This is a genomic window from Streptomyces sp. JH34 (assembly GCF_029428875.1).
Lineage (GTDB): Bacteria > Actinomycetota > Actinomycetes > Streptomycetales > Streptomycetaceae > Streptomyces.
Window position 1 is genome coordinate 4,208,470 of record NZ_JAJSOO010000001.1, and the last position, 26,993, is coordinate 4,235,462.

Below are 26,993 nucleotides of genomic sequence, written 5' to 3' on the forward strand. Positions count from 1 at the left end.
TGGCCGGTGATCCTGACCGACGGCGTGGTCACCCTCCGCCCGATAAAGCTGCGCGACCAGAACGTGTGGCGCGAGGTCAACCGGCGTAACCGCGACTGGCTGCGTCCCTGGGAGGCGACCGTCCCGCCGCCCGCTCCCGGCGCCCCGGTGGCCCGGCGCCCCACCTACCGGCAGATGATCCGGCACCTGCGCGCCGAGGCGAACGCAGGCCGGATGCTGCCGTTCGCCATCGAGTACGAGGGCCGCCTCGTGGGGCAGTTGACGGTGGCCGGCATCACCTGGGGCTCGATGTGCTCGGGCCATGTCGGCTACTGGGTCGACCGGAGCGTGGCGGGCCGGGGTGTCATGCCGACCGCGGTCGCGCTCGCCGTCGACCACTGTTTCCGCGACGTCGGACTGCACCGGATCGAGGTGTGCATTCGGCCCGAGAACGGCCCCAGCCGGCGGGTCGTGGAGAAACTCGGATTCCGTGCGGAGGGACTGCGTCCACGCTATCTGCACATCGACGGCGCGTGGCGGGACCACCTGATCTTCGCCCTCACCGCGGAGGAGGTGCCGGACGGGCTGCTACGGCGTTGGCGCAGGGTGCGGCCCGATGCGCCGGGCACGCCCCGGACACCCGGAGAAATAAAATAAGTGTTCGAATTTGATCGATCCGCGATGGTAATCGGCCGCACTTTCGTCGGCTGTTGACCCGAACAATCGCAAAAAAAGTCCGTCATATGAGCCTGATCGTGCGACACACCGGGCCAATTGGCGGATGCTGCCGTGCAAACCCCTCTACGGTGTGAGCGTGAGCAGCAGCGGCCTCATCTACGCAGTCATCGTCGGTGCATGGGCCGCCTACTTGGTGCCGATGTGGCTCCGCAGGCAGGACGAACTCAATGAAGCCCGTCCGACGGAACGCTTCAGCACCGCCATCCGGCTGCTGTCCGGACGGGCGGCCATGGAGCGCCGTTACGCCAAGGAGCTGCGGGAGCGGGATGCCGAGGAGGCGCCTGGCGACGTGGACCCGGATGCCGTCACGGACCGAATGGAGTCCGTCGACGTCCGGGCCTTTTCCGCGCCACCGGCACATACGGAAGCACGGTTGCACGACCCGGTACCCGACCGGGACGAGCAGGACCGCCCGCCGGCCGAGGCCCGGCGCCGACGCCCCTCCGGTGCGGAATCCGAGCGCGAGCGGCGACGCCGTTCGCAGGTCCTGGCGCGCCGACGGCGTACGACCACGATGCTCTTCATGGCCTTCACGCTCGGCGCGGTCGTCGCGGCGGTGGGCGGACTCCGCTTCCTCTGGGCACCGGCCGTTCCCGCCGTGCTCCTGAGCACGTACATCGTGCATCTGCGCGGTCAGGAGCGCCGCCGGTTCGTCTTCACCATGGACCGGCGACGCGCCGAGGTTGCCGCTCAGCGGCTGCGCGAGAGCCGTACACGCAGGCACCAGCCCGCGTCCTCGGCTCCCGCCGAGCCCGACGAGGAGCCCGGAGGGGCGCCCGCACCTGCCCCCGTGGTCTCCCCTCAGGAGGCCGGCCGCCGCGCCCTGGTCGAGCAGACGGACCACGCGGAGTGGGTGGACCAGCAGCGCGAACGCGGACCGGCCCAGGGCGACAGCTGGGAGCCCGTCCCGGTGCCGCTCCCCACCTACGTCACCGCCCCCGTCGCCCCGCGCACCAGGGGCGGGGTGGAGGTCGGCGACCCGGAGACGTGGAGCGCGGCCCGGTCCAGCCATGCCGAGCCCACCCGGACGGGCAGCCATGACACCCAGGACTCCGACACGCGCGACGCCGACCCCGCCCCGCGCCGCCGCGGCATCCCGCCCAAGCGCACCCGCGACCGCGGCCGGACACCCCTCTTCGACCAGTACGACGACGAGGACAGGCCGCGCGCGGCCAACGAGTGAGCCGGCCCCACCGCGAGTGTCCTGGATCCCTGCGTGACGCCGCCGCTACGACGGCTGTGACGGCCGCGAGCCCCGCTCCGGTCCCGGTGGCGGCGTTCCGCGATCCTGACCGGCTTCGGCTCGTACGGCAGCCTGACGAGCCCGGGCGACTTCGGTACTTCCCGCCGGAGAAGCGCGAGAGCCAGGCTCGGTGACCTGCCGGGATACGGATTTCCGAGCACCCCCGTCGGGGTGCTAGAGTTTCACTCGTTGCAAGGGCCTGTGGCGCAGTCTGGTAGCGCACCTCGTTCGCATCGAGGGGGTCTGGGGTTCAAATCCCCACAGGTCCACCGCACACACGAGATCCCGCCCGATCGAAAGATCGGGCGGGATCTCGTCGTTTCTCTGTCGTGGGAGCACAGTCAGAAGACGTTGAACAGCCTTCGGCACGGTCTGCAGCGCTCTGCTCGATGTATCGCGAGGCTGTCGCGTGCTGAGGGCCCGTGCATCCGATCCGGCAGCGGGCCCTCCCAGGCGCTGGGACCACGATGTCCGGCGCGCGGGCCGTCAGGCTCCCGGATCGGGGCAGGGGGGATCATCGTCCTGCGGGGGAACGCCGGCGGGTGACGGTGCCGAGTCCAGGACATCGCGCTTCGCCAGTGTCTCCGCTCCGGCTCCGGTGAGCGCGACCCTGCCGGAGTGGACGGTGTCCAGTCGCTCGACCTGTTTGCCGTAGCACTCGATGGCGGTCAGTACGAAACGTGGTGCGGACGTCTCCGGGCCGGCTGCGGAATCCGGGTGTCGGAACACCATGCCCAACCGTGCCGTCCCCCCGACACAGCGGACCACACACACGGCCGTGTCGTCCCCCGGGCCGGTGACGCCCGGCGTCACGGAGTCGACGGATTCGATCCGCAGGGATGTCTTCTCCGGCACGTCGCCCCTTGTCCCGTGACACGGAAGCTTGGCCGATCGCCGTCGCATGACGGCTGGTTGCTTCGTGCCAACGAAGATCAATCGCCCAACTCAGTCCTGCCGCGCGTGTTTCCGTGGCCTGTTCGTCAGTGCACAGACTCCCATAGGCTCTCAGCACCTACTGACGTGCGGGGGAAGGACGGGGAATGCACGCTTCGGAGTTAGCCGCGGCGGCGGTGCGGGTGCTGACCGGAAACGCGCCGGTCCCGGTCGAGCAGAGGTCAGCGGTACAGGAACTGGTCTCGGGCCGGCTTGGAAGAAGCACTCTGGGGGCTTCCGCGTTGGCCAGGCTGCACGAGCAGCCCGGCGAGGGATCAGCGAGCATCGTGGCCTCCGTGCTGGCCGACGAATTGCGGGCGGACCCGGACTTCGCCGATCTGATGTTCAGAGTCCTCCGTCTGCGTTCCGGCCCACCGGCGCAGTCCGCCACCCGACAGGGCGCCGCTGCGGGCCCCCCGCCGGCTTTCCCGTCCGGCATGCCGACTGCGGCTCAGGCCCAGGTCACGCCAGACGCTGCCGAGGTGCGGAAGATATGGCTTCTGGGGCTTCCCCAGATGATCCTGGCCTACGTCGTCATCTCCGTTGCGACGCATAACGGGGCGGGACGGCCCTTGCAGGTCGTCATTCTGCTCGCGTCAGCCGGCATGGCCGCGTACGGGGTGTGGCGCGGTATCCGCCTTCTCCGACAACGCGTACGCGGGCACCTACTCGAAGCCGGGATGGTGCTCAACGTGCTCGTACTGATCAGGTTGGTTCTTTGGTTGGTGGGGGTCTGAGCTCTTCGCGACGGCGAGCTCCTGTCACCACTGGCAGTCGGACCGTGATGACGATCCAGCAATTGACTGCGACCGGACGGGACTCCGGCCCGAGGCCGTGGTCGTGCCGGGCCTGTACGGGTCCCGTCGTGCGGCGGCCGTCGTGAACAGCGCCGGCCCCTTCCCCACGACCGCCGCCCCTCTGCGAAATGCACAAGCGGAAGGACTCGTCCGAGTAGTGCGGATGATATTTCGCTGAGTACTGTCAGGCATCGGATCGGATGCCGGGCTGCTCGCCCTGAGCCGCCCTCGGAACACCGTGCTTGACACTTGTCCCCCTGCCTCGGCCGTGCGGTGGTTCGCGTCGCTGGAAACCGGGGACGCGCGTGTCGCCGACATCGCAGAGGCCAGAAAGTGAGCAGACAGATGCAACCTACGTTCGTACTGGTTCACGGCGCTTTCGCGAACTCCTTCTCCTTCGCGCCGCTCCAAGCCGAACTCGGCCTCCTCGGGCACCGCTCCGTCGCCGTCGACCTTCCGGGGCACGGGTTCGCGGCCACGTACTCGCGCGCCTACCAGGCACCTCAGGACCTCGAAGGGCTCGCTACCGCGCCCGGGGCCATCAAGGGCGTCACGCTCGCCGACAACGCCGCGTACCTCATCGGGATACTGGAGCGGGCCAAGCGGAACGGGCCCGTCGTCCTCGTCTCACACAGCCGCGGCGGCATGACGGCCACCGTCGCGGCCAATCAGCGGCCCGACCTGATCGACCGCCTCGTCTACGTCTCCGCCTGGTGCCCCGTCGACCTCGACGTCGGCGCCTACTACGCCGAGCCGGAGATGGCCACGGTCGACGCCAAGGGGCTGGCCTCGGCGATGGTCGGGAATCCTGTCGAGCTCGGGCTGCTGCGTTCGAACTTCCGCACCGCGGACCCTGGCGTCCTCACGGCCTTCAAGGCGGCGTTCCTCTCCGACGGGACGGACGAGGAGTTCATGGCCCTCCTCAACACCTTCCAGCCCGACGAGAACCTCGACGCCAGCACACCCGACGACCGGGCGGAGGCCCACACTTGGGGGCGGATCCCCAAGTCGTACGTCCGGCTGACCGAGGACACCAGCGTGCCGCTCGCCATGCAGGACCGGATGATCCGCGAGGGCGACGCGCTGACGCCTGAGAACCCCTACGACGTCCGGACGCTCACCAGCAGCCACCTGAAGTGGCTGGTCGAGCCGGCGCCGGCGGCCCGGGTTCTGGGTGAGATCGCCGCGCTCCTGCCCGCAGACTCCTGACCTGCGGACTCGGCGCGGATGGGCGTCCGTGGTCCGTGCTGCAGAAGCCGCGCGTCACGCCCAGGGCACCTGTCGGCCGGTGATCGACGGGTGCCGGCCCGCAGGCTCAGGCGACGGCGGCGACCAGCAGGGTGAAGGCGGCGACGATGACGGCGACGCGGACGTAGTGGAAGCGGTCCCAGCGGTTCATCTGCTCCTTCCAGTCCTCGGGCCGGTTCTCCGGGGTCCACGTCTTGGCCCTGTTGTTGATCGGGACGAGCAGCAGGACCGACATGATCACGCTGACGATCAGCAGCACGCCGGCGGTGACGGTGAGGCCGGTGCCGTCGTGGTGCCACCCCGCGACGGCCCGGACCGCGACGAGGACGAGCGAGCCGATGTACCAGAACGGCATCACGGCGCCGAGCATCCGGCCTCCGTGAGCGCGGCCGAGTTGGCCGCCGTCGCCGGGCAGTGCGTCGAAGATGCGCTTCATGACGAAGGCGACGGAGAACTCCACCCCCACCATCACACCGACGACCACGACGGTGAAGACCTCAAGTGCGTCGAGCATGCCGAGCCTCCTGGAATCTAGCGTTGCTAGCTGACGAAGCAACGCTAGTCCTGCTGCCGCTCGATTGTCTAGCGGTGCTAGGGTCGCAGTATGTCAGTCCAGGAACGCAAGGAGCGTGAGCGGGCGGGCCGCGAGCGCCTCATCGTGGCCACGGCCCGCGAACTCGCCGAGCAGCAGGGCTGGGACGCGGTCACCACCCGTCGGCTCGCCGAGCGCATCGAATACAGCCAGCCCGTCCTCTACAGCCATTTCCGGGGCAAACGCGAGATCATCGGCGCGGTCGCCCTGGAAGGTGCCACAGAGATGGCCGCGGCGGTGCGGGCCGCGACCTCCGCCGCGGACGGGCCTCGCGCCCGGGTCACCGCCCTCGCTCGCGCCTACCTCGACTTCGCCGCACGCAATCCGGCGGTCTACGACGCCATCTTCCAGCTCGACGGCGGTCTCGCGTACGCACGGGAGGACACCCCGGAGCCCTTGAAAGACGCCTTCGCCGCCCTGCTGGAGACCCTCGGCGAAGTCGCGGGCGACGGCGTCCATCCTGGGCTGTTCACCGAGACGTTCTGGGCGGCCCTGCACGGGCTGGTCACCTTGACCCGGGCGGGCCGGCTCCCGCCGGAGCACACCGAGGTCAGAGTGGGCCTGCTGGTGGACCGCCTCGCCGCGTTCTGACGAGAAGCGCGGGTCCCGGAGCGCGGGTCCCGGAGCGCGGGTCCCGGAGCGCGGGTCCCGAAGCTCGGGTCCCGAAGCTCGGGGCTTGAGCTCCGGAATCGCCGCATCACTCGTTCGAGGGGTCATGAGCGGTCCCCCGTCCGGCGCTTGAGCTTCGGGCCTCGGGGGCCGGGATCCGAGGTCCGGGGGTCGAGCCCTGTTGTTCATCCGGGGGGTGGAAGAAGGGGGTTGAGGAAACCTCCCCACCCTCCCCGCCCCGTCACGGCCAGCAAGTATGACTAATCGTGACCGAGTTGCGGCGCAGCGTCGCGACTGCTTACGGTGCCCACAACGCGTCGACCCCGACGCGGTGTTAGCAGCACCGGCCGGGGTCTGACCTCAAGATCGCAACCAAGAAAGACGATCTCGTGGCTGCCCAGCACCTTAGCTCCGCCCCGCACGCACCCGCACCCTCGCGCCCCTACCGCCAGGCCCGCACCGGCTACGGCAAGCGTTCCGCGCCCGGTCAACGCCCTTCCGGTCCCGCTGACTTCGCCCTGCTGCCTGAGCGGGAGCGGTACATCGCCGGTTACGTCGACCACCTGCCCGACGGGGCCGCCATGGACATCAAGTCCCTGGCCAAGGACCTTCCGCTGTACGGCCAGATGGCCATCGGTACCGCGCTCAGGCGGCTGGCCGTGGCCGGGCACCTCCGTCATGTGCGCTGCCGCGTGGAGAGCCTCGGGCAGAGCCGCTGGGTCACCCTCACCTTCTGGTCCCGCACCGCCCGCGACAACGAGTGGTGGGCGGCGCAGCTCGCGTCGGACGCCGACGGGACTCCCGGACAGGCCGCCGTCGGACAGGCCACCGTGGAGGCGGCGCCCACGGAGCCGGACAGTGCAACGCCCGCCGTTCCCCGGCAGCGCATCCCTGAAGCTCCGGTCGCCGCTGCCGCCGAGGGGCCGTCCCCGGCGTACCTGGCCCTGGCCCGACTCGGGCGTGTGGAACCGCGTCTGGCGCTCTCCGCCGCCGACTGCGCAGTCCTGGAGGGCCTGGCGGCGGCCTGGTTGGAGCGTGGCGTGGACGCCGAGTACGTCACCCGGGCCCTGGCCTCCGGACTGCCCGACCGGGTCGGTTCGCCGGTCGGCTTCGTCCGTCGCCGCCTCACCGACAAGGTTCCGGCGCGACTGCCGGAGGCCGTCGCCGCTCCGGCCGCGTCCGTCCGCACCCTCCTGGTCGAATGCACGGAATGCGGGCGCCCCGGACCGGCCGAAGCCCTGCCCGACGGCCTCTGCCGCGCCTGCCGCCAGACCCCGGAGGGGACGGCCGCGACGCCGGACGGACCGGTCGTCGAGCGGGACATCGAGGCCCACATGCGCACCCTCCGCGAGAAGCTCCGGATGCCCTGAGGCGGTCCGCAGGGTTCGGCCTCGCGCCGTCATCGTACGAACGCCGCGCACTACCCCTGTCCGACCGCCAGGACCCGCCCTCCGTGTACTCGGGGTCGCGGATGAACACGGAGGTGGGGTGGCGGCCTGCGCGGGGAGTCGGAGGCCGCCAGGGCGACCAGGCGGTAACCTGGGCCGTCCTCGCTCACCCGCCCTCCTGGTGACCGCTGTTGAGGGTCGCGCAGGTCGGGCGCGGGTCGGGTGTTCGTGGTTCCGCATGGAGGGCGCCCTGTGACAGCCGGTACACCCAGCTCCCCTGTCGACACCAGCAAGCCGCACCCGGCACGGGTCTACGACTGGCTGCTCGGCGGGAAGGACAACTACCCGGTCGACCAGGAGGTCGCGGAGAAGCTGCCCGCCGAGGCGAGAGCGAACGCGGCGCGGAACCGGGCGTTCATGCACCGGGCGTCAGCCTGGCTCGCCGGGCGGGGTATCGACCAGTTCCTGGACATCGGGACCGGCATCCCCACCGCGCCCAACCTCCACCAGGTCGTCCAGGCCGTCACGCCACACGCCAGGGTCGTCTACGCGGACAACGACCCGATCGTGCTGCGCCACGCGGAGGCGCTGCTGGTGAGCAGCCCCGAGGGCGCCACCGACTACATCCACGCGGACGTGCGCAAGCCGGAGGCGATCCTCGAACGTGCCGCGGAGCTGCTGGACTTCAGCAGGCCCGTCGCGCTGTCCCTCATCGCGCTGATGCACTTCCTGCCCGACGAGCAGGACCCGTACGGCATCAGCCGCACCCTGGTCGAGGCGCTGCCCCCGGGGAGTTACCTGGTCCTCTCGCACGGCACCGCCGATCAGCACCCGGAACTGAAGCGGGAGACGGAGTCCGCGTACAGGAAGGGCGCTATCGCGTTGCGCATGCGCACACGTGAGGAGGTCGAGCCGTTCTTCGAGGGGCTGGACCTCGTCGAGCCGGGGCTGGTCACCGCGCCCGAGTGGTACCAGGAGGAGCCCGCGCCGGTGTACGGGCGGAGCGGGTTCTACGTCGGGGTGGCGCGGGTGCGTTAGGCGGTCGCGGGCAGTCGTCTCAGGAGGGCTCGACCAGCGGCTTGGCCATGCAGATGCTGCTGTCGTACGTGCGGTAGTGGCCGAACTTCTCGCAGACCGTGTAGCCGCTCGACGTGTACAGCGCGATCGCCTCGGGCTGCTGGTCCCCGGTCTCCAGGACCATGCGCGTGCGGCCGGCGGCGCGCGCGTCGGCCTCCAGGGCGGCGAGGATGCGGCGCGCGAGGCCCTGGCCACGGCCCTCGGCGATCACGAACATGCGCTTGATCTCGGCGTCGCCGTCGGAGTACCCCTCCGCGTTCCGCTCCTGGCTGCGCTCCGCCGGTGGCCAGCGGGCGGTCCTGCTCGTCGTAAGCGAGCAGGTACAGCCCGTGCGGCGGGTCGAACATGGTGGCGTCGAGCGGGGTGACGTCGCCCTCGTCGCCGTAGCGCTCGGCGTACTCGAGCTGCACCAAGTCGTTGAGTTTCACGGCGTCGGGGTGATCGAACGGCCGCGGCTGGATATTCATGCGAATGATGGTACATGTATGCGTACGCCCCGCGTAGGTACTGTACCTGGATGCTGACTGTTACCACCGTGAACGTGAACGGGATCCGTGCCGCCGCGAAGAAGGGTTTCGTCGAGTGGCTGGGGCGGACCGAGGCCGAGGTGGTCTGCCTCCAGGAAGTCCGCGCCGAAGCGCAGCAGCTGCCCGAGGAGGTGCGTGAGCCCGAGGGTTGGCACGCCGTGTACGCGCCGGCCGCCGCCAAGGGGCGCGCGGGCGTGGGCATCCTCACGCGGCGCGCGCCGGAGCGCGTGCAGATCGGGTTCGGCGGGTTCGAGGTGCCGGGGAGTGAGGAATTCGACACCTCCGGCCGCTACGTCGAGGTGGATCTCCCGGGAGTGACGGTCGCCAGCCTCTACCTGCCCTCCGGTGAGGTGGGCACGGAGAGGCAGGAGGAGAAGGAGCGCTTCATGGCGGCCTTCCTCCCCTACCTCCAGGGGCTGAGGGCGCGGGCGGCCGCCGAGGGGCGCGAGGTGGTGGTGTGCGGCGACTGGAACATCGCCCACCGTGAGGCCGACCTCAAGAACTGGAAGTCCAACAAGAAGAACTCCGGCTTCCTCCCCGAGGAGAGGGAGTGGCTGACCCGAGTGTTCGACGAGGCGGCGTACGTGGACGTGGTCCGCGCCCTGCATCCGGAACAGGAGGGCCCCTACTCCTGGTGGTCCTACCGGGGCCGGGCCTTCGACAACGACGCCGGCTGGAGGATCGACTACCAGGTGGCGACCCCCGGCCTGGCCGCCCGCGCGGTGAAGGCGTGGGTGGAGCGCGCCGCCACGCACGGCGAGCGGTGGAGCGACCACGCGCCGGTGACGGTCACCTACGAACGCCCGTGACGCGTCGGCCGGCGTGGCGCGGTGTCCGCCCCGGCCGGTGAAGTCCGTGAAGTCGGTGCGTCGCCGGGCGCTCCCGCTCTACGGTGATGCCATGAGCGATCACTCGCCCGAGCCCGTCGCGCCCGTCGGAGCCCATGAACCGCCCTACTACGTGGCTGTCTTCACCGCGGTCCGGACTCCGGGCCAGGACGGCTACGGCGAGACCGCCTCGCGCATGGAGGAGCTGGTGAAGGGCATCCCCGGGTATCTGGGGATGGATCACGCGCAGACCCCCGGCGGGCTGGGCATCACCGTCGGGTACTTCCGTGACGCCGACGCCCTCGCGGCGTGGCGGACCGACGCAGGGCACCGCGAGGCGCAGAAGCGCGGGCGGGCCGAGTGGTACGAGAGCTACACGCTGCACGTGGCGAAGGTGGAGCGGAGTCACGGGTTCGTGCGGCCCCCGGTGCCACAAGGGCCTGTGGAGGGCTGAGGGGACTCGTCCCCCGCGACTCCGGCCCGTCAGTCCCGGGGCTCGTCCGCGGCCTTGTCCTCGCGCAGTCTGCGGTCCAGTGCCATCGAGAGCTCGGCGTCCACCACCGCGTGTGCGAGCGTGCGGAGCTGGTCGGGCTCGCCGTGCGCGGTGTGGGTGCGCAGGACGCGTACGAAGAGGTCGGCCAGGGCTTCGGCGTGCTCGCGGACCTGGCGGCCCGAGGAGAGCACGGCGTCGAGCGGGACGCCGGCCCGCACCAGTTGGGACGAGGCCTCCAGGAGGCGCCGGCTGATGTGGACGATCTCGTCGCCGTCGATGCCGAGGTAGCCGAGCTCCATGGAGGCGGCGAGGTTCTCCGCCGTGGCCTGGTCCTTGAAGTAGTCGGCGAGTTGCTCGGGCGTGAGCCTGACCGGGGTCTCCTCGGTGGGTTCGCCCAGGCCCAGCACCTCGGCGACGTCCCGGCCGCTGTCGAAGGTGGCGGCGAGGTCGGCGATGCCGTTGAGGGTGTGGCCCCGCTCCAGCAGCCCCGTGATGGTGCGCAGCCGGGCCAGGTGGTGGTCGTCGTACCAGGCGATGCGGCCCTCGCGGCGGGGGGGCTGGATGAGGCCGCGCTCCCGGTAGAAGCGCAGGGTGCGCACGGTGATGCCGGCCTCCTCGGCCAGCTCCTCCATGCGGTACTCGCGGTGCTCGCGTCCTTCAGCCACTCTCGCACCCTATGTTGTACCGCCGGTAACTTTCCTCGTCCCGCCCCCTACCCATCGGTACGGAGCTGCTCTAACCTCCCAACCATGCCAGTGATTGCTGGCAGAGTCGCACGTACCGCGGGGAGGCGGCAGCATGGCCCAGCACGAGCACGTACGAGTGGCGGTGATCGGATCCGGATTCGGGGGCCTGGGAGCCGCAGTCCGGCTCCGCCGCGAAGGCATCACCGACTTCCTGGTCCTCGAACGCGCCGGTGCCGTCGGCGGCACCTGGCGCGACAACAGCTACCCGGGCTGCGCCTGCGACGTACCGTCCCACCTGTACTCGTTCTCGTTCGCGCCCAACCCCGACTGGCCGCGCACCTTCTCCGGGCAGCAGCACATCCGCGCCTACCTGGAGCACGTGGCCGACACCTTCGGGCTGCGCCCGCACATCAGGCTCGACCACGAAGTCACCGTCATGCGCTGGGACAACGACGAGCTGCACTGGGTGATCGAGACGGCCGACGGCAACACGATCACCGCCGACGCTGTCGTGTCCGCCACCGGCCCGCTCTCCGACCCGAAGCTGCCGGACATCCCGGGGCTGGCCGACTTCCCGGGCAAGGTCTTCCACTCCGCGCAGTGGGACCACGACTACGACCTGAGCGGCAAGCGCGTCGCCGTGATCGGCACCGGTGCCTCCGCGATCCAGATCGTCCCGGAGATCCAGCCGAAGGCGGGCCGGCTCACCCTCTTCCAGCGGACCCCGCCCTGGGTGATGCCCCGCATGGACCGGGCCATCAGCGGAGCCGAGAAGTGGCTGCACCGGGCCCTGCCCTTCACGGCCACCGCGCGCCGCGGACTCCTGTGGGGCATCAGGGAGTTGCAGGTCGGTGCCTTCACCAAGCACCCCAACCAGCTGGGGCTCGTGGAGTCGATAGCCAAGTCCAACATGGCGCGGGCCGTCAAGGATCCCGCGCTGAGGGCCAAGCTGACCCCCTCGTACCGCATCGGCTGCAAGCGCATCCTCCTCTCCAACGCCTACTACCCGGCGCTCGCGCAGCCCAATGTCGACGTGGTCGACTCCGGTCTGTCCGAGGTGCGGGGATCGACCCTGATCGGGTCGGACGGCTCGGAGACCGAGGCCGACGTGATCATCCTCGGCACCGGCTTCCACGTCACGGACATGCCGATCGCCAGCCGGGTCGTCGGCGCCGACGGCATCACCCTCGCCGAGTCCTGGAAGGACGAGATGCAGGCGCTGCGGGGCGCCACCGCCGCGGGCTTCCCCAACTGGATGACGATCATCGGCCCCAACACGGGGCTCGGGAACTCCTCCATGATCCTCATGATCGAGTCCCAGCTGAACTACATGGCCGACTACATGCGCCAGCTGGACGTCCTGGGGGGCCGCGCGGCGCTCGACGCGAGGCCCTCCGCGGTCGGCGCCTGGAACCGGCGGGTCCAGGACCGGATGAAGCGGACCGTCTGGAACACCGGGGGCTGCACCAGCTGGTACCTCGACGCCAACGGCCGGAACACCACGGTCTGGCCGGGTACGACGGCCGAGTTCCGGCGCGCCACCCGATCGGTCGACCTCGGTGAGTACGAGGTCGTCCGTCCGCCCGCCACCAGCCGAACCGCGGCGCAGGCCGTGACAGAGGAGGCCGCACGATGAGCCGGCTGACGCAGACGGCGGACAGCGTGTCCGCACCCGTGCCCGTACGCGAGCTGAGCGTCGTCTCGGCCGACGGGGCGCGCATCCACGTCGAAGTGCACGGGCCCGAGGACGCGCCCGCGGTGGTCCTGGCCCACGGCTGGACCTGCAACACCCGCTTCTGGGACGCGCAGGTGCGTGACCTGGCGGTGGACCACCGGGTCGTCGTCTACGACCAGCGGGGCCACGGGCGCAGCCCCGAGGCCGGCCCCGGCGGGTACAGCACGCGCGCACTGGCCGACGACCTCGAAGCGGTCCTGAGGGCCACGCTCGAACCGGGGCGGAAGGCGGTGCTCGGCGGGCACTCCATGGGCGGTATGACGCTGATGGCGGCGGCCGGCCGCGACGCCGTGCGGGAGCACGGGGCGGCCGTGCTGCTGTGCAGCACCGGCAGCTCGCGTCTGACGGCCGAGTCGCTGGTGCTCCCGCTGCGGGCCGGCGCCCTGCGTACCCGGATGACCGCCGCGGTCCTCGGTGCGCGTGCGCCGCTCGGGCCGGTCAACGCGGCTTCGAAGATGATCTTCAAGTACGCCACGATGGGACGTGGTTCTGCCCCGGAACGCGTGGATATCTGTGCCAGGATCGTGCATGCGTGTCCCCGCGGGGCACGCGTCGCCTGGGGGCACGTGCTCGCGGAGCTCGACCTGGAGGCGCGGCTGCGTGAGCTGCGGCTGCCCACCGCGGTGATCGCGGGCACGGAGGACCGGCTGACCCCGCCGGTGCACGCGAGGGCCGTCGAGGCGGCGCTGCCGCACAGCCTCGGGCTCACCGAACTGGCGGGCATGGGGCACATGACACCGGTCGAGGCGCCCGAGGTGGTCACCGCGAAGCTCCGCGAGCTGGTGGCCGCGTACGTCACTCTTGAAGGTGCGGGCAGCGCGGCGGAAGCCGTGGGCGAGGAGGAGGTCGCATGAGCGGCAGGCGGAGTCTCGAAGGCCAGGTCGTCGTCGTCACGGGCGCGGCGCGGGGAGTGGGCGAGCTGCTGGCGCGCAAACTCTCGGCGCGGGGTGCCACGCTGGCGCTGGTCGGCCTGGAGCCGGACGAGCTGAAGAAGGTCTCGGAGCGGCTGCACTCCGAGAGCGACCACTGGCACGCGGACGTCACCGACCACGTGGCGATGAGCCGGGTCGCCGAGGAGGTCAAGGCCCGCTTCGGCAAGGTCGACGTCGTCGTGGCCAACGCGGGTGTCGCCACCGGGGGCCCGCTCGTGGACTCCGACCCGGAGGCGTGGCGGCGGGTCATCGAGGTGAACCTGATAGGCGGCGCGGTCACGGCGCGGGCGTTCCTGCCGGTGCTGATGGAGAGCCGTGGCTACTTCCTGCAGATAGCGTCGCTGGCCGCGATCACCCCGGCGCCGATGATGAGCGCGTACTGCGCGTCCAAGTCCGGGGTGGAGGCGTTCGCCCACTGTCTGCGCGGCGAGGTCGGCCACCGGGGCGTGAAGGTCGGGGTCGGGTATCTGTCCTGGACCGACACCGACATGGTGCGCGGTGCCGACGAGGACGACGTCATGCGGGAGTTGAGGCAGCGGTTGCCGTGGCCGACGAACCGCACCTACCCCCTGGGCCCGGCGGTCGACCGGATCGTGGCGGGTGTCGAACGGCGCTCCGCGCACGTCTACGCCCAGTGGTGGCTGCGCGGGATGCAGTCGATCCGGGGGTACCTGCCGGCGCTGACAGGGACCGTGGGGCAGCGCGAGATGAAGCGGTTCGGGTCCCGGCTCGACGGCGTCGGAAAGGGGCTCGTGGGGGCCGGGGGACAGGCCGACCAGAAGGAGCGCGTGCGGGGCGGATGATCGAAATGCGGTGAATGTCCTGGTGTGTAAGTCTGAGCGAGGTCCCACCGGGGCCGACCCCACGCACCCACATAGGAGTGAACAGCATGGGTATCGCAGACCAGTTCAAGGACAAGGCGCAGGAGCTCGCCGACCAGGCCAAGCAGCAGAAGGCCGGCGGCAAGCGGCCCGAGGCGCGCGAGCGCTCCGCCGGCCGCCCGGACCGTGCCCAGGACCAGGCGCAGGGCCGTCGGCCCGAGGCGCGGGACCGGGCGCGCGACGCCGGTGAGCAGGCTCGTGAGCGCTCCGAGCGCTGACGGCCGACGCGCCTAGCTGTCGCGGTCTGTTGGGGCGTACCCGGTTGCCGGGTACGCCCCTTCCGCGTGCCCCGGGCCGGCCGGGCCTGCCCCGGAGGGCAGGCCCGGCAGGTCACCTCGGGGGGAGCGGGGGCCTGCGCAGGTCCGGGGCGGTGTCGTACGTGGGCGGGGTGGCGGCCGGGTGGGCGGCCAGGAGGTCCAGGGCCACCCTGACGGCGTCGTCCAGCACGGCGTGGCGGCCCTCGGCCCAGTCGAGCGGGGTGCGCAGCGCCTCAAGGTCGGGCTCGACACCGTGGTTCTCGACGGACCAGCCGTACGTGTCGAACCAGGCCGCGTTCATCGGCACGGTGATCACCGTGCCGTCGCCGAGCCGGTGCCGTCCGGTCATCCCGACCACCCCGCCCCAGGTGCGCTGGCCCACCACCGGGCCCAGCTCCAGCAGCCGGAACGCGGCCGTGATCATGTCCCCGTCGGAGGACGTCGCCTCGTCCGCGAGGGCGACGACCGGCCCCCGGGGCGCGTTGGAGGCGTACGAGACCGCCTGGGCGTTGCGGGTCAGGTCCCAGCCGAGGATGGTGCGGGTCAGCTTCTCGACGACCAGCTCGCTGATGTGACCTCCCGCGTTGCCCCGCACGTCCACGATCAGGGCCGGGCGCGACACCTCCAGCCGCAGGTCGCGGTTGAACTGCGCCCAGCCGGAGCCCCCCATGTCGGGGATGTGCAGGTAGCCGCACTTGCCTTGGCTCAACTCCCGTACGACCTCTCGCCGTTTGGCCACCCAGTCCTGGTAGCGCAGCGGGCGCTCGTCGACCAGGGGGACGATCGCGATACGGCGTGACCGGCCGCCGTGCTCGCTTCCGGCCGGGCGGAACGTCAGCTCCACCGTGGTGCCGCCCGCCGCCGTCAGCAGCGGGTACGGCCCCGCGACCGGGTCGACCGGCCGGCCGTCGACATGGGTGAGGACGGCCCCCTCACGGACGCCCGCACCGGCGAGCGGCGAACGTGCCTTGGAGTCCGAGGAGTCGCCGGGCAGGATGCGCCGCACCATCCACTCGCCCTCCCTGCACACGAGGTTGGCGCCGAGCAGCCCGATCGCCCGCTGGTAGTGCGGCGGACCCTCGTTGCGGCGGGAGGGGGAGACGTACGCGTGGGAGGTGCCGAGTTCCCCGAGCACCTCACGCAGCAGGTCGGCGAACTCCTCGGGGGAGGAGACCCGTTCGACCAGGGGCCGGTACTGGTCCAGCACGCCGTCCCAGTCGATGCCGCACATGTCCGGTTCCCAGAAGTAGGACCGGATGATCCGTCCCGCCTCCCCGTACGCCTGGCGCCACTCGGCAGCCGGGTCGACGTCGTGCAGGACGCGGCGCAGATCGAGGAAGACCGTCGTGTCGTTGTCGCCGGTCTCGTTGGACGGCACCGCGCGCAGTTCGCCGTCGTCCATGACGACCAGCCGGGTGGAGTCCCCGCTGACCGCGAACCAGTCGAGGTGGGCCACCAGTTCGGTCCTGCGGGCCTTGGCGATGTTGAAGTGCTCCAGTGTGGGGCGGCCCGACATGTCCGCCGGGTTCGCGAACGTCTCGCCGAGGGCGCCGGAGATCGGCCATCGCAGCCAGACGAGACCGCCGCCGCTGACCGGCTGGAGCGCCGAGTACTTCGACGCGGACACCGGGAACGGGGTCACCCTGCTCTCCAGCCCTTCGAACTCCACGATGACCGTCGGTCCTTCGACCGGGCCCTCGGGGACGTCCACCGGGTCCAGGCCGCCCGCCGCGGGCCGCCCGTCCGGGAGCAGGGCGAAGGGGGAGGGGGTGGCCGAGGAGAGGGGGACCAGGTACGGGCGGCAGCCCAGCGGGAAGGAGAGGTCGCCGGTGTGGACGTCGTACACCGGGTCGAAGCCGCGCCAGGACAGGAACGCGAGATAGCGGCCGTCGCCCGTGAAGACGGGGTTCTCGTCCTCGAAGCGGCCGTTGGTGACGTCCACTGTCACCGGGGCGCCGGGGCCGGTGATCCGGGCGAGTTTGATCTGCCGCAACGAGCGGCCGACGCCTGGGTGCGACCAGGTCAGCCAGTGGCCGTCCGGGGAGAACGCCAGGTCGCGGACCGGGCCGTTCACGGAGCGGATGAGCTCGGTGAGACCGTCGTCCGGAGGCCCGTCGTCGGATGTCACGCCGTCCGGGGCGCCGTCGTCGGGAGACCCGTCGTCGGAGTTGTCCGCCCGGGTGAGGGCCTCCAGCGGGGCGACGGTCCTCGGCGGGGCCACACCCTCGTCCGGTCCTTCCGGCGGCGCGGAGGACGCTTCGGCGGCGTCCCCGTCGGGGCCCAGGAGGTCCACGGCCGGCTCGACCTCGTCCTCGGTGGTGTCCAGCAGGAGCAGCCGGCCGTCGTTCGACGCGATCGCCAGCCGCTCGCCCTCCGGGTCGGAGACGATCTCGTGGACCCGGCCCAGCCGTCCGGCGGCCAGCCGTCGGGGCGGGCGGTCGCCGCTGGCCCGGGGCAGGTAGGCGATCTCGACCGCGTCGTCGCCCTCGGCGTCGGTGACGTACGCGACCCGTCCGCTGCTGCCCAGCATCTCCGGCAGCCGGACCCGCACCCCCGGGGTGTCGGCGATGGTGCGGGCCGGGCCGTCGCGGTGGGTGAGCCAGTACAGGCTGCCGCGCACGGAGACGGCGCTCGCCCGGCCCGTCTCGTCGACGGACAGGGAGTCGACGTGGTTGGACGCCGGCACCTGGTACGTGCGCCGGCCGGTCCGCGGGCCGCCGAGCCGCACCTCCAGCTTCCGCGGGACCGCGTCCGGCGACTCCAGGTCCTCGACCAGCCACAGGTCGCCACCGCACTGGTAGACGACCCGGCGGCCGTCGCTGGAGGCGTGCCGGGCGTAGAACGCGTCGTGGTCCGTGTGCCGGCGCAGGTCGCTGCCGTCCATCCGGCAGGAGTACAGGTTGCCGACGCCCTCGTGGTCGGAGAGGAAGGCGATCCGGCGCCCGACGAACATGGGCGCGTCCAGGTGGCCGCCGATGTCCGGCAGCAGCCGTTCGCCGTGCAGCCACAGCCGGCCCATGGCGCCGCCCCGGTACCGCTTCCAGGCCGCCGGCTCGTGCGGCGGCTTCCCGGTCAGCAGCAGGGTGCGCCGCTCGCCGTCGATGTCGGCCACCGCGATGTCGGAGACGGGCCCCCAGGGGAGCTTGCCGCCCGGGCTGCCGTCGGTGGGGACGCTGTACGCCCACGAGAAGTAGGAGAACGGCTGGTTGTGCGAGGAGACGGCGAGGATCTGCGAGGAGTCCCCCGGGTCGGGGCTCCAGCCGCAGACCCGCGCGTCGGTCGATCCCCAGTAGGTGAGTCTGCGGGCGGGCCCGCCCTCGACGGGGACGAGGTGGATCTCTGGATCGAGGGTGCGCCAGGTCGTGTAGGCGATGCGGCTGCCGTCGGGCGAGAAGCGCGGATGGCCGACCCGGGTCCGGTCGACGGTCAGCCGCCACGCCCGGCCGGGCCGCTGTCCTGCCGGGGCGAGAGGGGAGACCCATAGGTCGTCCTCCGCCGCGAAGCAGAGCAAGTCCTTGTGGAGGTGCGGGAAACGGAGATACGCGACGTCGTCACTCACCCTCCAATGCTTTCCGCGCGAAGGGCCCGCGGCAACTTGTGGTGCAGGACACAAGCGAAACTGTCTCGTTTCGCTCGCGGAGGGAGTACCTTCAAAGTGTACGAAACAGTTTCGTTCCGTTAGTTGATCTTCGGCTGACGTACCATCCACCAGGCGCAACTCAAGAGGAGGTCGACACATGGCACGCAGCCGGCTCACACCCGAGCGCGAGGGTGAGCTGTACGCCGCCGTGCTCGATCTGCTCGGCGAGGTCGGCTACGAAGCCCTGACCATGGACGCCGTTGCCGCCCGTACCCGTTCCAGCAAGGCCACTCTCTACCGCCAGTGGGGGGGCAAGGCCGAACTCGTCGTGAAGGCGCTGCGGCACAACAAGCCGATGCAGCTCGGCGAGATCGACACCGGTTCGCTGCGTGGTGACTTCCATGCCGCGCTCCGGCAGACCGACGACTGCCAGATGGAGAAGAACTCCGCGCTGATGCGGGGGCTCGGTCAGGCGGTCCACAGCAATCCCGACCTCCTGCAGGCGCTGCGTGAGCTGATGATCGAGCCGGAACTCACCGGTCTCGGGCTGATGATCGGGCGCGCCGTGGACCGGGGCGAGGTGCGTCCGGACAATCCGGCGCTGTCCTACGTCCCGCACATGATGATCGGTGCCTTCGCCGCTCGTGAGCTGGTCGACGGCCGCGCCGTCGACCAGACGTTCCTCCTCGACTATGCGGAAGCCGTGGTGTTCCCCGCCCTCGGCGTCTGACGTCCTCGCTCTCCGTTCCCGTCCGCACGACCGTTCGCACGACCCTCCGTACGACCTTTCGTACGACCCTCCGTACGACGTCCCGTACGACCTGACTCCCCGACGCTCCACCTGACACGCCGCTCTCGTCGTCGGGCTGGTTCCTCACGCCCTCTTCCACTCCACGACCTGACCGGGAGTACACCCTCCGTGGCCACATTCCTGTACAAACTGGGGCGGATCGCCTTCCGGCGCCGCCGTTACGTCGCCCTCATCTGGGTCGCGCTGCTGGCGCTCGCCGGATTCGGCGCGGTCTCCGCGTCCACCCCCACCTCCAGCTCCTTCTCGATCCCCGGTACGGAGGCCCAGCGGGCCTTCGACCTGCTCGACGAGCGCTTCCCGGGGGGCAGCGCCGACGGTGCGACAGCCCGGGTCGTCTTCGAGGCGCCCGAGGGCGGGAAGGTGACCTCGGCGGCCAACAAGGCCGAGATCCAGGACATCGTCGGCGACCTGAAGTCCGGCTCGGACCAGATCGCCTCGGTCGCCGACCCCTTCGCGGCGAACGCGGTCAGCAAGGACGGTTCCACCGCCTACATCTCCGTCTCCTACAAGGTCAGCTCGATGGAGCTGACCGACGGGACGCGGGAGGCGCTGGAGGACGCCGGTCATGACGCGCGGAGCAGCGGCATGAAGGTGGAGATCGGCGGCGACGCGCTCCAGGCGATGCCGGAGACCGGAGCCACCGAGATCATCGGCGTCGCCGTCGCCGCCGTGGTGCTGGTGGTCACCTTCGGGTCGCTGATCGCGGCCGGGCTGCCGCTGCTGACCGCCCTGATCGGGGTCGGGATCGGTGTGTCCACGATCACCGCCCTGGCGAACGTGCTGGACCTCGGATCCACGACGTCCACGCTCGCGATGATGATCGGCCTCGCGGTCGGTATCGACTACGCGCTCTTCATCGTCTCCCGCTACCGCGCCGAGCTGGCCGAGGGCAGGGAGCGTGAGGAGGCCGCGGGCCGGGCCGTCGGCACGGCCGGCTCCGCCGTCGTCTTCGCCGGCCTGACCGTCGTCATCGCCCTGGTGGGCCTCGCCGTCGTCAACATCCCGATGCTGTCGAAGATGGGCTTCGCCGCAGCCGGTACGGTCGCGATCGCCGTCCTCATCGCGCTCACCCTCGTCCCGGCGATGCTGGGCTTCGCGGGCAAGCGGGTCATGGGGCGCAAGGCGCGCAAGGCCGCAGAGGCGGAGAACAAGCCCGAGGCGAAGCCGAACATGGGCACCCGCTGGGCGCGGTTCGTGCTGCGCAGGCCGGTGTGGGTGCTGCTGGTCGGCGTCCTCGGTCTCGGCGCCATCGCCGTACCGGCCGCCTCGCTGGAGATGGGTCTGCCGGACGACGGTGCCCAGCCGAAGTCGACCACGCAGCGCCAGGCGTACGACATGCTGTCCGACGGCTTCGGCCCCGGGTTCAACGGTCCGCTGCTCGTCGTCGTCGACACGAAGGGCGCTTCGGACGGCAAGGCCGCGGCCGACCGCGTCTCGCAGGAGATCGAGGGCATCGGCCACGTCGCCGCCGTCACCCCGGCCGCCTTCAACAAGGCCGGCGACGCGGCGACCATCACGGTCATCCCGCAGGACCGGCCGAGCTCCACCCAGACCGAGGACGTCGTCCACGCGATCCGTGACGCGGGTCCGCAGATCAAGGACGACACCGGCGCCGAAGTGCTGGTCACCGGTGCCACGGCGATGAACATCGACTTCTCCGAGAAGATGAACAGCGCCCTGCTGCCCTACCTGGCGCTCGTCGTCGGTCTGGCGTTCCTGCTGCTGATGGTGGTCTTCCGCTCGGTCCTCGTCCCGCTGAAGGCGGCCCTCGGCTTCCTGCTCTCGGTGGTCGCCGCGCTGGGCGCCGTCGTCGCGGTATTCCAGTGGGGCTGGCTCGGGTCGCTCTTCGGGGTCGAGCAGACGGGGCCGATCATGAGCATGATGCCGATCTTCATGGTCGGCGTGGTCTTCGGTCTCGCGATGGACTACGAGGTCTTCCTGGTCACGCGGATGCGTGAGGCGTATGTCCACGGGGAGACTCCCGGCCAGGCGATCGTCACCGGCTTCAAGCACGGGGCGCGGGTGGTCACGGCGGCCGCCGTGATCATGATGGCCGTCTTCGCCGGCTTCATCGGCTCCTCCGAGCAGATGATCAAGATGATCGGTTTCTCGCTGGCCATCGCCGTCTTCTTCGACGCCTTCGTCGTGCGGATGGCCGTCGTCCCGGCGGTGCTCGCCCTGCTCGGCAGGCGCGCCTGGTGGCTGCCGCGCCGGCTGGACCGCGTCCTGCCCAACGTGGACGTCGAGGGTGAGGGCCTGCGCAAGGAGCTCTCCGACGGCCCGTCCGAGGGCGGCGGGAAGCGGGAGCCGGCCCGCGTCTGATCCGCGGCGCGCGCCGCACGAACCCCGGGGCCGCTTCCGGGCGGATGAGCGGCCGAGCAGGACGCGGCCCCGGAGCACCGGTTACCTGTGGGGACGGGGGACCGGGGCTGCAGAGAGCCCCCGTGCGCACGGCACGGGGGCTCCGGCACGCTCAGACGCGGGTGGCGGGGGCCTTGGTGGCCTCGACGGCCGCCGGGCGCTTCGCCGTCCCCGCACGGATCCGCGACAGGAAGCGGATGAAGGGCGCCTTGTCGAACTGGAAGACGGCGACTCCGTCGGCCGAGTGCAGTTCGAGGACCAGCTGGGCCCGGCCGCACGGCCATATGTCTATGTCGCCGCGGGTGGCGGGGGAGCGCAGGCCGCGTTCCAGGAGGTCGAGGGCGAAGGTCCGGTCGACACCTCCGGGGAGCCGGACCCGGACGGTCCCCGGATCCTCGGGGTCGTGTCGCAGTTCGACGGGGACCAGGCGGGGATCGGGGCCGTCGGTGACGAGCCGGGCTCGGGCGTGCTCTTGGATCACGAGGGACATGGCCGGCTCCTCCTGTGTGAAAATCTCTCTCCCTAATGTCCCATATATTCCCGTTTGGGCATTTCGGGTGCGAGGTCAGTTGTGAGTACTGCGTTCTTGCGAACCATTTGCAAGAAGGCACTATCATGGAGCGTTTTCCGACCCCGCCAGCAGTAACGCCCGAAAGCGGAGCCACTCCATGCATGTACCCGACGGTTTCATCAACGCACCCGTCTCCGCCGTGGCGGGTGTCGTCGCAGCCGGCGCGGTCGCCGTCGGGCTCCGCGGGGCCCGACGTGAACTGGACCAGCGGACCGCACCGCTGGCCGGGCTCGTCGCCGCGTTCATCTTCGCCGTGCAGATGCTGAACTTCCCCGTCGCGGCGGGTACCAGCGGCCACCTCCTGGGCGGGGCGCTGGCGGCGATCCTGGTCGGCCCGTACACCGGGGTGCTCTGCATAGCCGTCGTCCTGCTGATGCAGGGCCTCCTCTTCGCCGACGGCGGCCTGACCGCGCTGGGCGTGAACATCACGGTCATGGGAGTCGTCACCACCGTCGTCGCCTACGCCGTCTTCCGCGGGCTGACGCGTGTGCTGCCCCGTACCCGCCGCTCGACGACAGCCGCGGCCTTCGTGGCCGCGCTGGTCTCCGTGCCGGCCGCCGCCGTCGCGTTCACGGCGATCTACGCCGTCGGCGGTACCACCGACGTCCCCATCGGCAAGGTCCTCACCGCGATGACCGGCGTCCACGTCCTGATCGGTGTCGGGGAGGCGGCGATCACCGCCCTGACCGTCGGCGCCGTGATCGCGGTGCGTCCCGACCTGGTGCACGGTGCCCGCGGTATCGGCACCCCGCTCAAGCTCCGGATCGACGGCGAACTCGTCGACGCGCCGGCCACCGCCCCCACGCCCGCGCCCGCCGCGGCCCGCTCCACGCGCAAGGTCTGGCTCACCGGTCTGGCCGCCGCGCTCGTCCTCGCGGGCTTCGTCTCCTACTACGCCTCCGCGAACCCCGACGGCCTGGAGAAGGTCGCCGCCGACAAGGGCATCGACGAGAAGGTCCAGGAACACGGCGCCGCCGACTCCCCGCTCGCCGACTACGGCGTCAAGGACGTCACCGACGCCCGCCTCTCCGGGGGCCTCGCCGGAGTGATCGGCGTGGGCGTCACCGTCGTCGTCGGCAGTGGCGTCTTCTGGGCGGTACGCCGTCGCCGTACGCCCGAGGAGCCCACCACCCGCACCACCGAGTCCGTCTGACATGGGCGCCGGCCACGCACACAAGCTCTACCGGCACGGACACTCGCCGGTCCACGACCTCCCCCCGCACTGCAAGCTCGCCGCCGTCCTCTGCTTCGTCGTGGTGGTCGTCTCCACCCCGCGCGAGGCCGTGTGGGCCTTCGCGCTGTACGCGGCGCTCCTCGCCGCAGTCGCCGCCGTCGCCCGGATCCCGCTCGGGTTCCTGCTGAAGCGCCTGCTGATCGAGGTGCCGTTCGTCGCGTTCGCGCTGCTCATGCCGTTCGTCGTCCCCGGTGAGCAGACCGAACTCCTCGGCGTGTCCGTCAGCGTCCCCGGGCTCTGGGGCGCCTGGAACGTCCTCGCCAAGGGGACCCTCGGCGTCGCCGCGTCGGTCGTCCTGGCCTCCACCACCGAGCTGCGCTCCCTGCTGCTCGGCCTGCAGCGGCTGCGGATGCCGCCCCTGCTCGTCCAGATCGCGTCCTTCATGATCCGCTACGGCGACGTGATCAGCGACGAACTGCGCCGGATGTCGATCGCCCGGCGCTCCCGCGGCTTCGAGGCGAGAGGCGTACGCCACTGGGGCGTCCTCGCCAAGACGGCGGGCGCCCTGTTCATCCGGTCCTACGAGCGGGGCGAACGCGTCCACCTCGCGATGGTCAGCCGCGGCTACACCGGCACCATGCCGGTGATCGACGAGGTCACCGCCACCCGGACCCAGTGGGCGCACGCCGCGGCACTCCCCGTGCTCGCCCTCGTCATCCGTCTGCTGGGATGGACCGTATGAGCCTGCCCACCGCCCCCGCGCCGTCCCTCGAGGTCAGCGGCCTCGCCTACGCCTACCCCGACGGCCACCAGGCCCTCTTCGGCGTCGACCTGACCGTGGCCCGCGGTGAACGCGTGGCGCTCCTCGGTCCGAACGGCGCGGGCAAGACCACCCTCGTCCTCCACCTCAACGGCATCCTCGACGCGGGCGCCGGAACCGTCCGGGTCGCCGGGCTCCCCGTGGAGAAGAGGAACCTGGCGGAGATCAGGCGCCGCGTCGGCATCGTCTTCCAGGACCCCGACGACCAGCTCTTCATGCCGAGCGTCCGCGAGGACGTCGCCTTCGGCCCGGCCTCGGCCGGACTGCGCGGACCCGAACTGGAACAGCGGGTCATGACCGCCCTGGAGCGGGTCGGCATGGCGGAGTACGCGGCGCGCCCCCCGCACCACCTCTCCTTCGGCCAGCGCCGCCGCGTCGCCGTCGCCACCGTCCTGGCCATGGAGCCGGAGATCCTCGTCCTGGACGAGCCCTCCTCCAACCTGGACCCGGCCTCCCGGCGTGAACTCGCCGACATCCTGCGGTCCCTGGACGTCACCGTGCTGATGGTCACCCACGACCTGCCGTACGCCCTCGAACTGTGCCCGCGCGCCGTCATCCTCAGCGACGGGGTGATCGCCGCCGACGACCGGACGCAGGACCTGCTGTGCGACGACGCGCTCATGCGCGAGCACCGGCTGGAGCTGCCCTTCGGCTTCGACCCGCGTTCCGTGTCGGTTCCGCGTCCGTGAACAGATGGTGACCCGCCACCCGTTCCACCTGGGACGCGATGCACCATGGGGGGATGAGCGGGAGCGCGGGAGCAGGCGTGGACGTACGAGGCACGGTGGCGCCGGGATTCGAGGCGGTACGGGACGCTTTCGTCCGTAACTTCGAACAGCGCGGCGAACGGGGGGCCGCCGTCGCGCTCTACCGCCACGGCCGGAAAGTCGTGGACCTGTGGGCCGGGACGCGAGACGTCGACGGCGTCGAACCCTGGGCCGTGGACACCGTGCAGATCGTCCGCTCGGCCGGCAAGGGCGTCGCCGCCGCCGTGCCGCTGCTGCTGCACCAGCGCGGGCAGGTGGACCTCGACGCCCCCGTCGGCACGTACTGGCCGGAGTTCAAGGCGAACGGCAAGGAGCGCGTCCTCGTGCGCCACCTCCTCGCCCACCGGTCCGGAGTGGCCGCCCTCGACACGACGCTGACGCCCGAGGAGGCCGCCGACCAGGTGTCGGGGCCACGGGCGGTCGCCGCCCAGCGGCCCCAGTGGGAGCCCGGCACCGACCACGGGTACCACGCCCAGACCTACAGCTGGCTCATCGGTGAACTGGTCCGCCGGGTCACCGGGCGGACCATCGGCCGCTGGATCGCCGAGGAGATCGCGCGCCCGCTCGGCCTGGACTTCTGGTTCGGGCTCCCCGAGGACGAGGCGCACCGGATCGGGCGGATCGGCCCCGTCGAGCCCCCGCCCGCCGAGGGCAGCGGCGCCCTGCGGATGCGCCCCAAGCGGTCCGTCGTCGACGCCTACCGGGACCCGGCCTCGCTCACCCGGCGCGCCTTCGGGGCGATCGACCCCTTCCCGGACGAGAACGACCCGGGCTACCGCGCGGCCGAACTCCCCGCGTCCAACGGCGTCGCCACCGCGCGCGGGCTCGCCCGCTGCTACGCCGCGATGATCGGCGTGGTCGACGGGCAGCGGCTGTTCGCCCCCGCCACCCTCACCCTGGCCCGCACCGAGGAGTCCGCGGGGCCGGACCGCGTCCTCGTCGTCAACACCCGTTTCGGGCTGGGCTACATGCTGCACGGTCCGTCCGCACCGCTGCTGGGCCCGGGCTCGTTCGGGCATCCGGGCCGCGGGGGTTCGCTGGGCTTCGCCGACCCCGAATCGGGCATCGCGCTCGGCTACGTGACGAACGGTCTGCAGAAGGGGGTCACCGCGGATCCCCGCGCCCAGGCCCTGGTCAGGGCAGTACGGTCGGCGCTATGACTCCTCCTCGCTTCGACGGGTACGCCGCGCTCCTCACCGGCGCGGGCCAGGGCATCGGGGCGGCCACCGCCCGCCGGCTGGCCTCCGAGGGCGCGGCCGTCCTGGTCACCGACCTGGACGCCGGACGCGCCGGGCGCACGGCGGCCGCGATACGCGAAACGGGTGGCACCGCCGAATCCCTGGCCTGCGACGTGGGCGACCGGGCGGCGGTGGACGCGGCGGTGGCCCACGCGGTCGCCGCCTTCGGCCGGCTCGACGTCCTGGTCAACAACGCCTACGCCAACCACGACGACGCCCCGCTCTTCGAGGACGAGGCCGACGAACCCTGGGCCCGCACCCTCGACATCACCCTGAACGGCCCCTACCGCTGCTCCCGTGCGGCGCTGCCGCACCTGGTCGCCTCCGGCCGGGGCGCCGTCGTCAACATCGGCTCGGTCAACGGCGAACAGGACTTCGGCGGGCACGCCTACAGCGCCGCGAAGGCGGGCCTGGCCAGCCTGACCCGCACACTCGCCGGCCACGCGGGGCCGCGCGGCGTCCGCGTCAACCTCGTCGCCCCCGGCACGATCCGTACGGACGCGTGGGCGGGCCGCGACGCGGAACTGGAACGGGCGAGCGCCCTCTACCCCCTCGGCCGGATCGGCGAACCGGACGACATCGCGTCCGCCGTCGCCTTCCTCGCCTCCCGGGACGCGCAGTGGATCACCGGCACCACTCTGCGGGTCGACGGCGGCCTCCTCGCCGTCAACACGGGCTTCCGCAGGGCGATGACGGGCGACTCCGAAACCCGGTAGCGGGGGCGCCGGC

The 26,993-nt window shown here is 71.4% G+C and carries 25 protein-coding genes, 1 tRNA gene and 1 pseudogene; 21 read left to right on the forward strand and 6 right to left on the reverse strand.

The window, feature by feature from the left end:
- Positions 1–6: 6 nt before the first annotated feature.
- The 3 genes from LWJ43_RS18820 to LWJ43_RS18830 all read left to right on the forward strand — a co-directional run bounded on the left by LWJ43_RS18820 (position 7) and on the right by LWJ43_RS18830 (position 2,229).
- The gene (locus LWJ43_RS18820; RefSeq protein WP_277333398.1) at positions 7–636 is read left to right on the forward strand and encodes a GNAT family N-acetyltransferase; all 630 of its coding nucleotides are present in this window, start codon (positions 7–9) and stop codon (positions 634–636) included.
- Positions 637–793: 157 nt separating this feature from the next.
- Positions 794–1,900 carry a divisome protein SepX/GlpR gene (gene sepX, locus LWJ43_RS18825; protein WP_462100892.1) on the forward strand — a complete coding sequence of 369 codons (1,107 nt, stop codon included), beginning with the start codon at positions 794–796 and terminating at the stop codon, positions 1,898–1,900.
- Between the two features lie 255 nt (positions 1,901–2,155).
- Positions 2,156–2,229: transfer RNA gene (locus LWJ43_RS18830), tRNA-Ala, on the forward strand.
- A gap of 217 nt (positions 2,230–2,446) precedes the next feature.
- On the opposite strand, the gene LWJ43_RS18835 is transcribed toward LWJ43_RS18830, so the two are convergent.
- Positions 2,447–2,815, reverse strand: coding sequence for a hypothetical protein (locus tag LWJ43_RS18835; RefSeq protein ID WP_277333400.1), 369 nt, complete (start codon positions 2,813–2,815; stop codon positions 2,447–2,449).
- 185 nt (positions 2,816–3,000) lie between these two features.
- Here LWJ43_RS18835 and LWJ43_RS18840 point away from each other — a divergent pair, with 185 nt between their 5' ends.
- Both LWJ43_RS18840 and LWJ43_RS18845 read left to right on the forward strand, forming a co-directional pair.
- Positions 3,001–3,630 (forward strand): hypothetical protein, encoded by a 630-nt coding sequence (locus tag LWJ43_RS18840; protein WP_277333401.1) that lies wholly within the window; start codon positions 3,001–3,003, stop codon positions 3,628–3,630.
- A 405-nt stretch (positions 3,631–4,035) separates the two neighbouring features.
- On the forward strand, positions 4,036–4,899 hold the full coding sequence (locus LWJ43_RS18845; RefSeq protein WP_277333402.1) for an alpha/beta fold hydrolase: 864 nt from the start codon (positions 4,036–4,038) through the stop codon (positions 4,897–4,899).
- A 106-nt stretch (positions 4,900–5,005) separates the two neighbouring features.
- Here the strand turns inward: LWJ43_RS18845 and LWJ43_RS18850 are convergent, their stop codons facing one another.
- Positions 5,006–5,452 (reverse strand): DUF1772 domain-containing protein, encoded by a 447-nt coding sequence (locus LWJ43_RS18850; protein WP_277333403.1) that lies wholly within the window; start codon positions 5,450–5,452, stop codon positions 5,006–5,008.
- A gap of 90 nt (positions 5,453–5,542) precedes the next feature.
- Here LWJ43_RS18850 and LWJ43_RS18855 point away from each other — a divergent pair, with 90 nt between their 5' ends.
- From LWJ43_RS18855 to LWJ43_RS18865, 3 genes are all read left to right on the forward strand, one after another.
- The gene (locus LWJ43_RS18855) at positions 5,543–6,121 is read left to right on the forward strand and encodes a TetR/AcrR family transcriptional regulator (RefSeq protein WP_277333404.1); all 579 of its coding nucleotides are present in this window, start codon (positions 5,543–5,545) and stop codon (positions 6,119–6,121) included.
- Between the two features lie 407 nt (positions 6,122–6,528).
- The gene (locus LWJ43_RS18860) at positions 6,529–7,509 is read left to right on the forward strand and encodes a MarR family transcriptional regulator (protein ID WP_277333405.1); all 981 of its coding nucleotides are present in this window, start codon (positions 6,529–6,531) and stop codon (positions 7,507–7,509) included.
- Positions 7,510–7,779: 270 nt separating this feature from the next.
- Positions 7,780–8,565, forward strand: coding sequence for an SAM-dependent methyltransferase (locus tag LWJ43_RS18865; RefSeq protein ID WP_277333406.1), 786 nt, complete (start codon positions 7,780–7,782; stop codon positions 8,563–8,565).
- Positions 8,566–8,584: 19 nt separating this feature from the next.
- Here the strand turns inward: LWJ43_RS18865 and LWJ43_RS18870 are convergent.
- A pseudogene (locus tag LWJ43_RS18870) lies at positions 8,585–9,071 on the reverse strand (GNAT family N-acetyltransferase).
- A 50-nt stretch (positions 9,072–9,121) separates the two neighbouring features.
- On the opposite strand from LWJ43_RS18870, the gene LWJ43_RS18875 reads away from it, so the two are divergent.
- Entirely contained in the window at positions 9,122–9,940 is an 819-nt protein-coding gene (locus tag LWJ43_RS18875; protein ID WP_277333407.1) for an exodeoxyribonuclease III, read from the forward strand.
- Positions 9,941–10,031: 91 nt separating this feature from the next.
- Positions 10,032–10,412 (forward strand): antibiotic biosynthesis monooxygenase family protein, encoded by a 381-nt coding sequence (locus tag LWJ43_RS18880; RefSeq protein ID WP_277333408.1) that lies wholly within the window; start codon positions 10,032–10,034, stop codon positions 10,410–10,412.
- A 29-nt stretch (positions 10,413–10,441) separates the two neighbouring features.
- Here LWJ43_RS18880 and LWJ43_RS18885 read toward each other — a convergent pair whose 3' ends face one another.
- The gene (locus tag LWJ43_RS18885) at positions 10,442–11,083 is read right to left on the reverse strand and encodes a MerR family transcriptional regulator (RefSeq protein WP_277335930.1); all 642 of its coding nucleotides are present in this window, start codon (positions 11,081–11,083) and stop codon (positions 10,442–10,444) included.
- A 166-nt stretch (positions 11,084–11,249) separates the two neighbouring features.
- Here LWJ43_RS18885 and LWJ43_RS18890 point away from each other — a divergent pair, with 166 nt between their 5' ends.
- The 4 genes from LWJ43_RS18890 to LWJ43_RS18905 all read left to right on the forward strand — a co-directional run bounded on the left by LWJ43_RS18890 (position 11,250) and on the right by LWJ43_RS18905 (position 14,903).
- Positions 11,250–12,773 (forward strand): flavin-containing monooxygenase, encoded by a 1,524-nt coding sequence (locus LWJ43_RS18890; protein WP_277333409.1) that lies wholly within the window; start codon positions 11,250–11,252, stop codon positions 12,771–12,773.
- Positions 12,770–13,726 carry an alpha/beta fold hydrolase gene (locus LWJ43_RS18895; protein WP_277333410.1) on the forward strand — a complete coding sequence of 319 codons (957 nt, stop codon included), beginning with the start codon at positions 12,770–12,772 and terminating at the stop codon, positions 13,724–13,726. Before LWJ43_RS18890 ends, LWJ43_RS18895 begins: the two co-directional genes overlap by 4 nt.
- Positions 13,723–14,607, forward strand: coding sequence for an SDR family oxidoreductase (locus LWJ43_RS18900; RefSeq protein WP_277333411.1), 885 nt, complete (start codon positions 13,723–13,725; stop codon positions 14,605–14,607). Before LWJ43_RS18895 ends, LWJ43_RS18900 begins: the two co-directional genes overlap by 4 nt.
- Before the next feature lie 86 nt (positions 14,608–14,693).
- Positions 14,694–14,903, forward strand: coding sequence for a hypothetical protein (locus tag LWJ43_RS18905; RefSeq protein ID WP_277333412.1), 210 nt, complete (start codon positions 14,694–14,696; stop codon positions 14,901–14,903).
- Positions 14,904–15,015: 112 nt separating this feature from the next.
- Here LWJ43_RS18905 and LWJ43_RS18910 read toward each other — a convergent pair whose 3' ends face one another.
- Complete coding sequence (locus LWJ43_RS18910; RefSeq protein WP_277333413.1) at positions 15,016–18,501, reverse strand: S41 family peptidase; 3,486 nt, start codon at positions 18,499–18,501, stop codon at positions 15,016–15,018.
- 178 nt (positions 18,502–18,679) lie between these two features.
- Here LWJ43_RS18910 and LWJ43_RS18915 point away from each other — a divergent pair, with 178 nt between their 5' ends.
- Together LWJ43_RS18915 and LWJ43_RS18920 are read left to right on the forward strand one after the other, a co-directional pair.
- Positions 18,680–19,252 carry a TetR/AcrR family transcriptional regulator gene (locus LWJ43_RS18915; protein ID WP_277333414.1) on the forward strand — a complete coding sequence of 191 codons (573 nt, stop codon included), beginning with the start codon at positions 18,680–18,682 and terminating at the stop codon, positions 19,250–19,252.
- A gap of 189 nt (positions 19,253–19,441) precedes the next feature.
- The gene (locus tag LWJ43_RS18920) at positions 19,442–21,655 is read left to right on the forward strand and encodes an MMPL family transporter (protein WP_277333415.1); all 2,214 of its coding nucleotides are present in this window, start codon (positions 19,442–19,444) and stop codon (positions 21,653–21,655) included.
- A 151-nt stretch (positions 21,656–21,806) separates the two neighbouring features.
- Here LWJ43_RS18920 and LWJ43_RS18925 read toward each other — a convergent pair whose 3' ends face one another.
- The gene (locus LWJ43_RS18925) at positions 21,807–22,184 is read right to left on the reverse strand and encodes an SsgA family sporulation/cell division regulator (RefSeq protein ID WP_277333416.1); all 378 of its coding nucleotides are present in this window, start codon (positions 22,182–22,184) and stop codon (positions 21,807–21,809) included.
- A gap of 178 nt (positions 22,185–22,362) precedes the next feature.
- Here LWJ43_RS18925 and LWJ43_RS18930 point away from each other — a divergent pair, with 178 nt between their 5' ends.
- From LWJ43_RS18930 to LWJ43_RS18950, 5 genes are all read left to right on the forward strand, one after another.
- On the forward strand, positions 22,363–23,418 hold the full coding sequence (locus LWJ43_RS18930) for an energy-coupling factor ABC transporter permease (protein WP_277333417.1): 1,056 nt from the start codon (positions 22,363–22,365) through the stop codon (positions 23,416–23,418).
- 1 nt (position 23,419) lies between these two features.
- Positions 23,420–24,181: a cobalt ECF transporter T component CbiQ gene (gene cbiQ, locus LWJ43_RS18935; protein WP_277333418.1), complete on the forward strand. Its 762-nt coding sequence runs from the start codon at positions 23,420–23,422 to the stop codon at positions 24,179–24,181.
- A complete protein-coding gene (locus tag LWJ43_RS18940) occupies positions 24,178–24,948 on the forward strand; it encodes an energy-coupling factor ABC transporter ATP-binding protein (protein ID WP_277333419.1) in 771 nt (256 codons plus the stop codon). Before cbiQ ends, LWJ43_RS18940 begins: the two co-directional genes overlap by 4 nt.
- A gap of 77 nt (positions 24,949–25,025) precedes the next feature.
- A complete protein-coding gene (locus tag LWJ43_RS18945; RefSeq protein ID WP_277335931.1) occupies positions 25,026–26,186 on the forward strand; it encodes a serine hydrolase domain-containing protein in 1,161 nt (386 codons plus the stop codon).
- Positions 26,183–26,980: an SDR family NAD(P)-dependent oxidoreductase gene (locus LWJ43_RS18950; RefSeq protein WP_277333420.1), complete on the forward strand. Its 798-nt coding sequence runs from the start codon at positions 26,183–26,185 to the stop codon at positions 26,978–26,980. The genes LWJ43_RS18945 and LWJ43_RS18950 overlap by 4 nt, the downstream gene beginning before the upstream one ends.
- The last annotated feature ends 13 nt before the right edge of the window (positions 26,981–26,993 follow it).

Bases quoted from the DNA above. Each gene is read 5' to 3' on its own strand.
- cbiQ (WP_277333418.1), top strand. From the start codon at position 23,420: ATGGGCGCCGGCCACGCACACAAGCTCTACCGGCACGGACACTCGCCG.
- LWJ43_RS18950 (WP_277333420.1), top strand. From the start codon at position 26,183: ATGACTCCTCCTCGCTTCGACGGGTACGCCGCGCTCCTCACCGGCGCG.
- LWJ43_RS18915 (WP_277333414.1), top strand. From the start codon at position 18,680: ATGGCACGCAGCCGGCTCACACCCGAGCGCGAGGGTGAGCTGTACGCC.
- LWJ43_RS18890 (WP_277333409.1), top strand. From the start codon at position 11,250: ATGGCCCAGCACGAGCACGTACGAGTGGCGGTGATCGGATCCGGATTC.
- LWJ43_RS18940 (WP_277333419.1), top strand. From the start codon at position 24,178: ATGAGCCTGCCCACCGCCCCCGCGCCGTCCCTCGAGGTCAGCGGCCTC.
- LWJ43_RS18875 (WP_277333407.1), top strand. From the start codon at position 9,122: ATGCTGACTGTTACCACCGTGAACGTGAACGGGATCCGTGCCGCCGCG.
- LWJ43_RS18905 (WP_277333412.1), top strand. From the start codon at position 14,694: ATGGGTATCGCAGACCAGTTCAAGGACAAGGCGCAGGAGCTCGCCGAC.
- LWJ43_RS18840 (WP_277333401.1), top strand. From the start codon at position 3,001: ATGCACGCTTCGGAGTTAGCCGCGGCGGCGGTGCGGGTGCTGACCGGA.
- LWJ43_RS18880 (WP_277333408.1), top strand. From the start codon at position 10,032: ATGAGCGATCACTCGCCCGAGCCCGTCGCGCCCGTCGGAGCCCATGAA.
- LWJ43_RS18925 (WP_277333416.1), bottom strand. From the start codon at position 22,184: ATGTCCCTCGTGATCCAAGAGCACGCCCGAGCCCGGCTCGTCACCGAC.
- LWJ43_RS18895 (WP_277333410.1), top strand. From the start codon at position 12,770: ATGAGCCGGCTGACGCAGACGGCGGACAGCGTGTCCGCACCCGTGCCC.
- LWJ43_RS18900 (WP_277333411.1), top strand. From the start codon at position 13,723: ATGAGCGGCAGGCGGAGTCTCGAAGGCCAGGTCGTCGTCGTCACGGGC.
- LWJ43_RS18855 (WP_277333404.1), top strand. From the start codon at position 5,543: ATGTCAGTCCAGGAACGCAAGGAGCGTGAGCGGGCGGGCCGCGAGCGC.
- LWJ43_RS18885 (WP_277335930.1), bottom strand. From the start codon at position 11,083: ATGGAGGAGCTGGCCGAGGAGGCCGGCATCACCGTGCGCACCCTGCGC.
- LWJ43_RS18850 (WP_277333403.1), bottom strand. From the start codon at position 5,452: ATGCTCGACGCACTTGAGGTCTTCACCGTCGTGGTCGTCGGTGTGATG.
- LWJ43_RS18930 (WP_277333417.1), top strand. From the start codon at position 22,363: ATGCATGTACCCGACGGTTTCATCAACGCACCCGTCTCCGCCGTGGCG.
- LWJ43_RS18845 (WP_277333402.1), top strand. From the start codon at position 4,036: ATGCAACCTACGTTCGTACTGGTTCACGGCGCTTTCGCGAACTCCTTC.